This window comes from Streptomyces sp. ID05-39B, from assembly GCF_033794725.1.
Lineage (GTDB): Bacteria > Actinomycetota > Actinomycetes > Streptomycetales > Streptomycetaceae > Streptomyces > Streptomyces bobili.
The window spans coordinates 1-11,247 of sequence record NZ_JARGEF010000255.1 but is presented as its reverse complement, the minus strand read 5'-3'; the positions used below and the strand labels follow the sequence as shown (position 1 = coordinate 11,247).

Sequence of the window (11,247 nt, the reverse complement as noted above, 5' to 3'; positions counted from 1 at the left end):
TTGCTTTTTGTCGCACCTCCCCGCGAGCTGCACTTCTCGTTTGTCGGCAGGTGCCGATGTGTTTCCAAGGTGACGCTCACCAAGGCCGCACCCTCGGTCTCGCTCACCAAGCAGGGCGGCACCTCGGGCGCCCTGCGCGTGAACCTCAACTGGCAGATCCACCAGCAGTTCTCCGGGTGGGGCAGCAAGCTCGGCCGGGCGGTCGCGCACCACAACGACCTCGACCTCGACCTGTGCGCCCTGTTCGAGCTGGCCGACGGACGCAAGGGAGTCGTCCAGGCCCTCGGCAACGCCTTCGGCGCCCTGCACCAGCCGCCGTACATCCTCCTCGACGGCGACGACCGCACGGGTGCCGTGGCCAGCGGCGAGAACCTCACCGTCAACCTCGACCACAAGAACGACTTCCGGCGTGTCCTCGTCTTCGTCACCATCTACCAGGGCGCGCGCTCCTTCGCCGACCTGCACGCCACAGTGACCCTGCAGCCGCAGTTCGGCGCCGCCATCGACTTCTCCCTGGACGAGTGCACCGTCCCGTCGACCGTGTGCGCACTCGCGCTGATCACCCGCACCGGCGACGACCTCGTCGTCCAGCGCGAGGCCCGCTATCTGGTGCCCGAGCGCGGAGTGAGCCCGCAGCGGACCGTGGACCACGCCTACGGCTGGGGGATGAACTGGACGCCGGGCCGCAAGTAGGCCGCCGGACGCGCCGGCTCAGCCCTCGTCGGCCACCGCGTCCGGACGGGCGTAGGTGCGGCCCTTCCACGCCGCGCCGCGCCCCCGGTAGTGCTGCACCGCGGAATCCACCGTCATCAGGAGATAGAGGAAGGCGGTGAACGGCAGCAGCGGGGCGAGCCACAGCGGCTGACGGTAGTAACGCAGCATCGGGATGTACGTCCCCGTCATCACCAGCCACGCGAGGCCTCCTGGCAGCGCGGCGGCCGGGCTGCCGAGGGCGAGCCCGCCGACCAGGGCAAGGGGCGGCACCAGATAGACCAGGGCGAGACCCAGAACCGTGCCGAGCAGCAGCAGCGGCTGGTGCCGCAGTTGCGCGTAGGCGCTGCGCGAGACCATGCGCCACAGGTCGTACAGCCTCGGGTACGGGCGCACGCTGTCCACCCCGTCGGCCAGCCCCAGCCAGATGCGGCCCCCCGACGCCTTCACCGCCCGCGCCAGCGCCACGTCGTCGATGACCGCGTGCCGGATGGAGTCCGGGACGCGGGCCCGTCCCGCGGCCTCGGTACGCAACAGGACACAGCCGCCCGCGGCGGCGGCCGTCCGCGCCCCGGACCGGCCGATCCGGCGGAACGGATAGAGCTGCGCGAAGAAGTAGACGAAGGCCGGGACGACCAGGCGCTCCGCCACACTCTCCACCCGCAGCCGTGCCATCAGGGAGACGAGGTCGAAGCCCCCGGTGCGGGCCGCCGCGACCAGCTTCCGCAGGCTGTCGGGAGCGTGCGCGATGTCGGCGTCCGTCAGGAGCAGGTACTCGGGTTCACGCGCGCGCGCCAGCCCGATGCCGTGCCGCACCGCCCACAGTTTCCCCGTCCAGCCGGCCGGCGGCTCTCCCGGCGAGTCCACGGTCAGCGGCAGTCCGCCGTGCCGCCGGGCCAGCTCGCGCGCGAGGTCTGCGGTGCCGTCGGAGCTGCCGTCGTCGACGAGGAAGACCTCCGCCCGTCCCGGATAGTCCTGCGCGAGCAGCGACGGCAGGCCGGCGGGCAGCACCGCCGCCTCGTCGCGCGCGGGGACGACCACACAGACCGAAGGCCACTCGCCGGGCTCCTCGCGAGCGGGCAGCCGGACGTCCGTGCGCCAGAAGAAGCCCTGGAAGAGCAGCAGCCACAGCCAGGCGGCGAGAGAAACGGCGGAGATCCACACGACGGCGCTCACGCGCGCAGTCTGCCCCACCGCACGGGGCCGCAAGAGCACATCGTCTATCGTGGCGGGGTGAAGATCGCGCTCATGGACTCCGGAATCGGCCTGCTGGCGGCCACCGCCGCGGTACGGCGCCTGCGACCCGACGCGGATCTCGTGCTCTCCCTCGACCCCGATGGCATGCCCTGGGGCGCGCGCACCACCGAGGACCTCACCGCGCGCGCGGTCGCCGTCGCGGAGGCCGCCGCCGCCCACCGGCCCGACGCCCTGATCATCGGCTGCAACACGGCGACCGTGCACGCCCTGCCCACCCTGCGGGTCCGCCTCGAACCGGGCATACCGGTGATCGGGACCGTCCCCGCGATCAAGCCCGCCGCGGCCGGCGGCGGCCCCGTCGCGATCTGGGCCACCCCCGCCACCACCGGCAGCCCCTACCAGCGCGGTCTCATCGACGACTTCGCCGACGGCGTCACCGTGACCGAGGTGCCCTGCTGGGGCCTCGCCGAGGCCGTCGAGTACGCGGACGAGGCGGCGATCGACGCCGCGGTCGCCGCGGCCGCCGCCCTCACCCCCGACGAGGTGACGACCGTCGTCCTCGGCTGCACCCATTACGAACTCGTCGCCGAGCGCATCCGCGCCGCAGTCCAGGGCGCCGGCCGGCCGCCGCTCGTCCTGCACGGATCGGCCGGTGCCGTGGCCGCCCAGGCGCTGCGCCGCATCGGCTCCCGTCCCGAGCCCGGGGCACAGACCCTGGGCACGGTGACCGTCATCCTCAGCGGCCGGGAGGGCGCGCTGCCGGCGCCGGCGCTCGCCTACGCGGAAGGCCGGCTGCTCCAGGAGACCAGCCCCGTCCGCTGACCGGAGATCACCGGGCGCACGGGCGCGGTCCGCTCCCCGCCCGACGGCCGGCCGGCCCAGTCACCCTGCGCGACACGATACCGGCGGAGCGAAACCTGAGTAACCTCATGAATATGAGGGACCACCACCCCCGTGAGGAGGCCGCCCCGCACCCCGACGAGTGGCACGGGCGGGCCACCAACCGCTTCCAGTGGCTGCTCGCGCTCGTCGGGGCCGCCTGCGTGGCGCTCGGTATCGAACTGGCGGTCGTGTCCGCGTGGACGTCCGCGATCGCGCCGCTCGTCATGTCCGTGGTCGGCTGCATCGCCGCGGGCATGCTCGTCCTGTTCGGCACCCTCGCCTTCGTCCACGTCGACCTGAGACTCGACAAGGAATCCCTCGAAGTGCGCTGCGGGCACATCGGCCTGCCGCGCCGCCGCATCCCGCTGTCCCATGTCGCCGGTGCCGACTTCGAGCCCCACGTCACTCCACGGCACTGGGGCGGCTGGGGCTACCGCTGGCGCCCCGAGAAGGGCACAGCGGTCGTCGTACGGCGCGGGGAGGGCGTGGTGCTGCGGCTCTGGGACGGACACACGTTCACGATCACCGTGGACGACGCCGAGTCCGCCGTGCGGGTCATCAGGGCCCGGCTGCGGCAGGGCACGCCCGACGTGACACAGAGACCGTAGGTCCTCGGGCGGCGGTTCAGGCGGCCGGACGGTCGCCGGGGGAGCGCAGAGCCGTCCTGCCGGAACGGGAGGAGGCCGGGCGCGGCGCCGGTTCGACGGGACGGGCGGTGGCCAGACCCGCCAGAAGACCCGCGCCGACCGAGACCGTGGTGAAGCTCAGCGCGTTGCCGACCGCGGCGACGGCCGCCAGACCCGTCAGCGCGGCACCCGCGCTCAGCACGACAGGTGTCGGACGTACGGCGTGCCACAGGGCGAACAGCATCCAGCAGAAGGCCGCGGCCAGCAGCAGCACGCCGACGACGCCCTGTTCCGCCGCCATCTGCAGCGGCGCGGAATGCGGTTTGCCGTCGGAGAGGGTGGTGTGCACCGCTGTCGGGCTCAGCTCGGCGAAGCGACCCGGTCCCACTCCGAGGGCCGGGTCGTGCCGCGCCAGGTCCAGGGCGTCGCGCCACAGCTCGATCCGGCGGGGCGTGAGCTGGTCCTCCACCGAGGAGGCGAGCCCGCCGGGAAGCGCGCGCCCCGCCGTCGCCCAGGTCAGGCCCGTGACCGCGGCGGCGGCCAGGGCCAGGCCCGCCAGGCCGCGACCGCGGTGGGGCATCCGGCCGGCGGCCAGCGAGCACAGCAGGACGGCGGCGCAGGTCACCATCGCGATGGCCGAACCCAGCGCCGCACCGGCCACCGCCATGCCACCGGCCAGCAGCCGCAGCCCGAGCCGCAGTGCCGGCGCGGGGGTGGCCCAGGCCGCACAGCAGGCGGCGCCGGCCGACAGGGTGAGCACCGCCGCGGTGGCGCCCGCGTGGCCCAGCGGTGTGACGGTCTCGGGTCCCGGAAGGAGCCGTGGCAGCGCCAGCGTCAGGGAGAGCCCGGCCACAGCCGCCGCACAGGGGGCGGCGACGGGCAGCAGCTCTCCGAGGATCCGGCCTGCCGCGTAACCGGCGGTCACCGCGAGCACCGCGAGCAGGACGCCCTCGGGACGACCGCCGTGCACGGCCGCGGTGATCAGGGACCAGGTGGCGCAGGCCCCGAGCACCACCACACCCACGGCGTCAGAAACGATTCGTCTCTCGCCGGGCCCGTCAGGAGCGGACTCACCGCCCGCGGACGTCATCCTCCTGGACCCCACACCGCCCCCGAACCCGGTCGCGCCAGGACCGTGAAAACCCTCCCCGGCCGCCCCACGCGACAGGAGCACTGCCACACCGTAACGGCTGGCGGGCGGTTTGGGCACGAGTCGTGCGGGCGGTACCGCGGACCGCCGCGTGGACCGTACTGTCGGCCAAAAGGTGACCCGCCGTACACTCCCCGAGTGACCGTCACCGCAACTTCCGTGGACCGGCAGGACCAGCAGGAGCCCCCGACCGCGCCCGCGCGCGGCGCACGGCTCCTGCGGCTCGTCCCGGCAGCCACCGCGGCGCTCTCCGGAGTGCTCCTCTACGTCAGCTTCCCGCCACGCACCCTGTGGTGGCTGGCCCTGCCCGCCTTCGCCCTCTTCGGCTGGGTGCTGCGTGGCCGTGGCTGGAAGGCGGGACTCGGTCTCGGATACCTCTTCGGCCTCGGCTTCCTGCTGCCGCTGCTGGTGTGGACGGGCGTCGAGGTGGGCCCCGGCCCCTGGATCGCGCTGGTGGTGATCGAGGCGGTCTTCGTCGCGCTGGTCGGCGCGGGCGTCGCCGCGGTGTCGAAGCTGCCTGCCTGGCCGGTGTGGGCGGCGGCGGTCTGGATCGCCGGCGAGGCGGCACGGGCGCGCGTGCCATTCCGCGGCTTCCCCTGGGGCAAGATCGCGTTCGGCCAGGCGGACGGCGTCTTCCTTCCGCTGGCCGCGCTGGGCGGCACCCCGGTGCTCGGCTTCGCGGTCGTCCTGTGCGGGTTCGGTCTCGGCGAGGCCGTCCGGCTCGGACTGCGGTGGCGCCGTACGCGCGCGGTGCGGCGATCGGCCGCCGCTGTGGCCCTGATCAGCATGGCCGTCCCGGTCCTTTCGGCCGTGGCAGCCCGCTCGCTGGTCAGCGACAAGGCGGAGAGCGGCACCGCGACGGTCGCCGTCATCCAGGGCAACGTGCCCCGCCTCGGACTGGACTTCAACTCCCAGCGCCGGGCCGTCCTCGACTACCACGCGCGCGAGACGGAGCGACTGGCCGCCGAGGTCAAGGCCGGCAAAAAGGCCCAGCCCGACTTCGTGCTGTGGCCCGAGAACTCCTCCGACATCGACCCCTTCGCCAACCCCGACGCCTCCGCCGTCATCGAGCAGGCGGCCGAGGCGATCGACGCCCCCATCTCGGTCGGCGGCGTCGTCGAGCGCGACGGCAAGCTCTACAACGAGCAGATCCTCTGGGACCCGGAGAAGGGTGCGACCCAGACCTACGACAAGCGGCAGGTCCAGCCGTTCGGCGAGTTCCTCCCGATGCGCTCGCTCATCGGCGCCATCAACGACGAATGGACCTCGATGGTCCGCCAGGACTTCAGCCGGGGTAGTGAGCCCGGCGTGTTCGACTTCGGCGACGCCAAGGTCGGCCTCGCCACCTGCTACGAGGCGGCCTTCGACTGGGCCGTGCGCGACACCGTCACCCATGGCGCGCAGATCATCTCCGTGCCCAGCAACAACGCCACCTTCGACCGCAGCGAGATGACCTACCAGCAGCTGGCCATGTCACGCGTACGGGCCGTCGAGCACAGCCGGACCGTCACCGTTCCGGTGACCAGCGGGGTCAGCGCGATCATCATGCCGGACGGCAAGATCACCCAGAAGACCGGCATGTTCGTCGCGGACTCCCTGGTCCAGAAGGTCCCGCTGCGCTCCTCGGAGACCCCGGCCACGAAGCTGGGCATCCTGCCCGAGATCGCCCTGCTGCTCGTCGCCGCGGGCGGGCTGGGATGGGCGATCGGAGCCGGGATGCGCGGGCGGCGCGCCGGTGGCGTGTAGCCGTACGCCCGCCGAGCGCGTCCCCCACGCGCGCGGCGAGGCCGGACCGGCTCGTTAGGGTCGGTCCATGGCTACTCCTGACTTCATCCGCGAGCTCCGCGCCGTCGCCGGCCACCATCTGCTGTGGCTGCCCGGCGTCACGGCCCTCGTCTTCGACGACGAGGGCCGCGTGCTGCTGGGCCGTCGCTCGGACACCCGCAAGTGGGCGGTGATCGGCGGCATTCCCGACCCCGGTGAGCAGCCGGCCGTCTGCGCCGTGCGGGAGGTCTTCGAGGAGACCGCCGTGCGGTGCGTCGTCGAACGCGTCGTCCTCGTCCAGGCCGCACCGGAACCGGTCACGTACGACAACGGTGACGTCTGCCAGTACATGGACATCACGTTCCGCTGCCGTGCCGTGGGCGGTGAGGCCCGCGTCAACGACGACGAGTCACTGGAGGTGGGGTGGTTCGCGGTGGACGCCCTGCCCGACCTGAACGAATTCGCGCTGTTCCGGATCAAGCAGGCGCTGTCGGACGAGCCCACATGGTTCGACTCCATGAGTTCCAGCTGAAGTGTGGGGGTTGACCACATGGGGTGAGGTTCTGGCGTTGCCTAAGGTCGCAGACATGACCAAGCCCCACTCCGCCCCTGGTCCCTTCGCCCCCTCCGTCGACCTGCACGGTCGCACCGCCCTCGTCACAGGCGCCGCCGGCGGTATCGGCCGCGCCTGCGCGCTGCGGCTGGCGGCCGCCGGGGCCAAGGTGCGGGCGGTCGACCGGGACGCGACGGGTCTGGAGGCGCTCATGGAGAGCGCCACCGGCCTGGCGGGCGTCGTCGAGCCGCACGTCCTGGACCTCACGGACCTCGACGCCGCCGAACTCGCCGCCGCCGGCACCGACGTCCTGGTCAACAACGCCGGGCTGCAGCTCGTACGGCCGCTGGAGGAGTTTCCGCCGGACGTCTTCCACACCGTGCTCACGGTGATGCTGGAAGCGCCGTTCCGGCTCATCCGCGGCGCCCTGCCCCACATGTACGGCCAGGGGTGGGGCCGCATCATCAACGTCTCCTCGGTCCACGGACTGCGCGCCTCGCCCTACAAGTCGGCGTACGTGGCCGCCAAGCACGGGCTCGAGGGGCTGTCCAAGACCGCCGCTCTCGAAGGCGCGCCGCACGGCGTCACCTCCAACTGCGTGAACCCCGCCTATGTGCGCACCCCACTGGTGGAGAAGCAGCTCGCCGACCAGGCACGGGCACACGACCTGACCGAGGAGCGCGTCCTGGCCGAGGTGCTCCTGAGGGACAGCGCGCTCAAGCGGCTCATCGAACCGGAGGAGGTCGCCGAGGCCGTCGCCTACCTGTGCGGCCCCCAGGCGTCCTTCGTGACCGGCACCTCCCTGGTCCTGGACGGCGGCTGGACCGCGCACTGACCTGCCCGGCGACCGGCCGGTCCGGAGTTTTCCACAGGCCTGACGGGCCGGCCCGGTCATGAGGAATCCTGTGAGCATGTCCCGCGATCACGTGGAGCCGGTCGAGCGCTCCGTCACCGATGCCGAGGCCGCCGTGCGCCGCGCCGAGCCGGCCCCCGGCGTGACCGGTGGCGTGACCGGTGGTGCCGAGGCGCCGTTCCTGGAGCTGCTCGCCCGCGGCGCGTCGTCCGAGGACTACGAACGGCCGGTGCTGCTCGCCCGCGCCGAGGGGCTGCCCGCCGAGCGGATCGCCGCGCTCGAACAGGCCAAACTGCTCGCCCTGCGGGTGCGCTCGGAGCTGGAGGGCCGCCGTCGGCGGGAGGCGGAGCTGTCGGCGCTCTTCGAGACGGCCCACGACCTGGCGGGCCTGCGCGACGTCGACGCCGTCCTCCAGGCCATCGTGCAGCGGGCGCGCTCCCTGCTCGGCACAGACGTCGCCTACCTCAGTCTGAATGACCCGGTCCGCGGCGACACGTACATGCGGGTCACGGAGGGCTCCGTCGCCGCCCGCTTCCAGCAGCTGCGCCTCGGCATGGGGGAGGGGCTCGGCGGCCTGGTCGCCCAGACGGCCCGTCCGTACGTCACCGACGACTACTTCCGCGACGACCGCTTCCGGCACACCATGACCATCGATGCGGGTGTGCACGACGAGGGCCTGGTGGCCATCCTCGGTGTCCCGCTGATGCTGGGGGCGAACGTGATCGGCGTGCTGTTCGCCGCGGACCGTCGCGCCCGGGTCTTCGAGCGCGAGCAGATCGCCCTGCTCGGGTCCTTCGCCGCCCTGGCCGCGGCCGCCATCGACACCGCCAACCTGCTCACCGAGACGCGTGCGGCCCTGGCCGGCCTGGAGCGCGCCAACGAGATCATCCAGGACCGCAGCGCCGTCATCGAGCGCGCCTCCGACGTCCACGACCGGCTCGCCGAACTCGTCCTGCGCGGCGGCGGGGTGCACGACGTGGCGGCGGCCGTCTCCCAGGTGCTGGCCGGTGCCGTCCAGTTCACCGAGGCAGGCGCGACCCCGGCCGAGGCCCTGGAGACCTCCCGTGCCGAGGGCCACGCCGTGCGGCACGAGGACGACTGGATCGCCGCAGTCACCGCGGGAGGCGAACTCCTCGGCGCCCTCGTCCTGCGCGGGCATCCCGGCCTCGACCCCGTCGACCAGCGCACGCTGGAGCGCGCCGCCATGGTCACCTCTCTGCTGCTGCTCGCCCGGCGTTCCGCCGCCGAGGCCGAACAGCGCGTCCGCGGTGAGCTGTTGGACGATCTGCTCGACGCCCGCGACCGCGACCCGCGCATACTGCGCGAGCGTGCCTCCCGGCTGCGTGCCGACCTCGACGCCACCCATGTCGTCCTCGCCGCACGGCTGGAGGCCGACTCCGCCGACGCAGACCAGGAGGCGGCAGCCCGACGGCGCCTGTGGTCCGCCGCCTCCCATCTCGCCGCGACCCGGCACGGCCTGGCCGCCGCCCGTGACGGCGGCACCGTCCTGCTCCTGCCGCTGGCGCCGGGCGACTCCGCGACGGAGCTGGCCCACCGCACCGCCCGTCATCTGGGCACCGCCGTCCACGAGGCGGTCACCGTCGGTGCCTCCGCCCCCGTGCGGGGCCCCGCGGCCCGCCCGGAGGCGGTGGTCGCCGCCTACGGGGAGGGCCGCCGCTGCGTGGAGGCCCTGCGACTGCTCGGCCGCTGCGGTGACGGGGCGGCCGCCGACGACTTCGGCTTCCTGGGCCTGCTGCTCGCCGGTGACCGGGACGTGGCGGGATTCGTCGAGCGCACCATCGGCGAGGTCGTCGCCTACGACGAACGGCGGGGCACCGATCTGGTCCGCACCCTCGACGCGTACTTCGCGTGCGGGATGAGCCCGGCCCGCACCAAGGACGACCTCCACGTCCATGTCAACACCGTGGCCCAGCGCCTGGAGCGGGTCGCCCGCCTCCTCGGCGAGGACTGGCAGAGTCCCGCCCGCGCCCTGGAGATCCAACTCGCCCTGCGGCTCCAACGGCTGGCGGCCCGGATACCGAGCTGACCCCCGCCCTCCCAGGAGGCACGGATGGGTCAGCCCGGCACACGGACCGGGATCAGAGGACGCCGGCGTCCTCCGTCCGGGCCGCCCTGTCCGCCACCCCGGCGGTGGTGTCCATCTCGGCCAGGTCGCGGTGGCGGGTCTCCTTGGCCACACACACGGCGACGATCGTCAGTAGGGACGCGGCGATCACGTACAGGGCGATCGGGGTGGAATCGCCGTAGTCGGCCAGCAGGGCGGTGGCGATGAGCGGTGCCGGAGCGCCTGCCGCGACGGAGGCGAACTGGGCTCCGATGGAGGCGCCGGAGTAGCGCATCCTGGTCGCGAACATCTCGGAGAAGAAGGCGGCCTGCGGCGCGTACATGGCGCCGTGCAGCACCAGTCCGACGGTCACGGCGAGGATGAGGTTTCCGAAGCCGCCCGTGTCGATGAGCGAGAAGAAGGGGAACATCCACAGGCCGATGCCGACCGCGCCCACCAGGTAGACGGGACGCCTGCCGACCCGGTCGGACAGCGCGCCCCAGGCCGGGATCACCGCGAAGTGCACGGCGGAGGCGATGAGCACGGCGTTGAGGGCGGTCTGGCGGGAGACGCCGGCCGAGGTCGTCGCGTACACCAGGATGAACGCCGTGATGACGTAGTAGGAGATGTTCTCCGCCATGCGCGCGCCCATCGCGATGAGTACGTCACGCCAGTGGTGCCGCAGCACCGCCACGAGCGGCATCTTCTCGACGGCGCCGGCATCCGCCGCCCTGCGGGCCTCGGCCTGGGCCAACGCCTCCTTGAAGACCGGGGATTCATCGACAGAGAGACGAATCCACAGACCGACCATCACCAGTACACCGGAGAGGAGGAACGGTATCCGCCAGCCCCAGCTGCCGAAGGCGGCGTCCGACAGCACGGCGGTCAGGAAGGAGAGCACTCCGGTCGCCAGCAACTGCCCCGCCGGCGCCCCGGTCTGCGGCCACGAGGCCCAGAACCCGCGCCGCCGCGCGTCCCCGTGCTCGGACACCAGCAGGACGGCCCCGCCCCACTCACCGCCGAGCGCGAAGCCCTGCACCAGCCGCAGCACGGTCAGCAGGACCGGAGCGGCGGTCCCGATGGTCGCGTGCGTGGGCAGCAGCCCGATCGCGAAGGTGGCCCCGCCCATCAGCAGCAGGCTGAGCACCAGCAGCTTCTTGCGCCCGAGCCGGTCCCCGTAGTGCCCGAACACCAACGCCCCGATCGGACGTGCGGCGAATCCGACGGCGTACGTCAGGAAGGACAGCAGTGTGCCGACGAGCGGGTCGGAGCCCGGAAAGAACAGTTTGTTGAACACCAGCGCGGCGGCGGAGCCGTACAGAAAGAAGTCGTACCACTCGATGGTGGTGCCGATGAGGCTGGCGGCGACGATGCGCCTGAGGCTGGCGGGGGGTGGGGGAGCGGTGGTTCCGGAGGCCATGTGCGCCACTTCCTCGTGTGCGGTGG

At 72.9% G+C, this 11,247-nt stretch carries 9 protein-coding genes and 1 pseudogene; 7 read left to right on the top strand and 3 right to left on the bottom strand.

What is annotated here, in order from left to right; translation table 11 throughout:
• Positions 1-693, top strand: a pseudogene (locus tag P1P75_RS34685) (Tellurium resistance); the annotation flags it as partial.
• Positions 694-711: 18 nt separating this feature from the next.
• Here P1P75_RS34685 and P1P75_RS34680 read toward each other — a convergent pair.
• Positions 712-1,887 (bottom strand): glycosyltransferase, encoded by a 1,176-nt coding sequence (locus P1P75_RS34680; protein WP_319262987.1) that lies wholly within the window; start codon positions 1,885-1,887, stop codon positions 712-714.
• Positions 1,888-1,944: 57 nt separating this feature from the next.
• On the opposite strand from P1P75_RS34680, the gene P1P75_RS34675 reads away from it, so the two are divergent.
• A complete protein-coding gene (locus P1P75_RS34675; protein ID WP_319262985.1) occupies positions 1,945-2,730 on the top strand; it encodes an aspartate/glutamate racemase family protein in 786 nt (261 codons plus the stop codon).
• Between the two features lie 113 nt (positions 2,731-2,843).
• Positions 2,844-3,398, top strand: coding sequence for a hypothetical protein (locus P1P75_RS34670; protein ID WP_319262984.1), 555 nt, complete (start codon positions 2,844-2,846; stop codon positions 3,396-3,398).
• 16 nt (positions 3,399-3,414) lie between these two features.
• Here the strand turns inward: P1P75_RS34670 and P1P75_RS34665 are convergent, their stop codons facing one another.
• Complete coding sequence (locus tag P1P75_RS34665; RefSeq protein WP_319262991.1) at positions 3,415-4,431, bottom strand: O-antigen ligase family protein; 1,017 nt, start codon at positions 4,429-4,431, stop codon at positions 3,415-3,417.
• 273 nt (positions 4,432-4,704) lie between these two features.
• On the opposite strand from P1P75_RS34665, the gene lnt reads away from it, so the two are divergent.
• The 4 genes from lnt to P1P75_RS34645 all read left to right on the top strand — a co-directional run bounded on the left by lnt (position 4,705) and on the right by P1P75_RS34645 (position 9,783).
• Positions 4,705-6,312 (top strand): apolipoprotein N-acyltransferase, encoded by a 1,608-nt coding sequence (gene lnt / locus P1P75_RS34660; protein WP_319262982.1) that lies wholly within the window; start codon positions 4,705-4,707, stop codon positions 6,310-6,312.
• Between the two features lie 67 nt (positions 6,313-6,379).
• The gene (locus P1P75_RS34655) at positions 6,380-6,862 is read left to right on the top strand and encodes an NUDIX domain-containing protein (protein WP_319262980.1); all 483 of its coding nucleotides are present in this window, start codon (positions 6,380-6,382) and stop codon (positions 6,860-6,862) included.
• A gap of 55 nt (positions 6,863-6,917) precedes the next feature.
• Positions 6,918-7,718, top strand: a complete 801-nt coding sequence (locus P1P75_RS34650; protein WP_319262978.1) for a 3-hydroxybutyrate dehydrogenase — start codon at positions 6,918-6,920, stop codon at positions 7,716-7,718.
• A 76-nt stretch (positions 7,719-7,794) separates the two neighbouring features.
• Positions 7,795-9,783 carry a GAF domain-containing protein gene (locus P1P75_RS34645; protein ID WP_319262976.1) on the top strand — a complete coding sequence of 663 codons (1,989 nt, stop codon included), beginning with the start codon at positions 7,795-7,797 and terminating at the stop codon, positions 9,781-9,783.
• Positions 9,784-9,835: 52 nt separating this feature from the next.
• Here the strand turns inward: P1P75_RS34645 and P1P75_RS34640 are convergent, their stop codons facing one another.
• Positions 9,836-11,221, bottom strand: a complete 1,386-nt coding sequence (locus tag P1P75_RS34640) for an MFS transporter (RefSeq protein WP_319262989.1) — start codon at positions 11,219-11,221, stop codon at positions 9,836-9,838.
• Positions 11,222-11,247: the final 26 nt, after the last annotated feature.

Bases quoted from the DNA above. Each gene is read 5' to 3' on its own strand.
- P1P75_RS34670 (WP_319262984.1), top strand. From the start codon at position 2,844: ATGAGGGACCACCACCCCCGTGAGGAGGCCGCCCCGCACCCCGACGAG.
- P1P75_RS34655 (WP_319262980.1), top strand. From the start codon at position 6,380: ATGGCTACTCCTGACTTCATCCGCGAGCTCCGCGCCGTCGCCGGCCAC.
- P1P75_RS34650 (WP_319262978.1), top strand. From the start codon at position 6,918: ATGACCAAGCCCCACTCCGCCCCTGGTCCCTTCGCCCCCTCCGTCGAC.
- P1P75_RS34645 (WP_319262976.1), top strand. From the start codon at position 7,795: ATGTCCCGCGATCACGTGGAGCCGGTCGAGCGCTCCGTCACCGATGCC.
- P1P75_RS34640 (WP_319262989.1), bottom strand. From the start codon at position 11,221: ATGGCCTCCGGAACCACCGCTCCCCCACCCCCCGCCAGCCTCAGGCGC.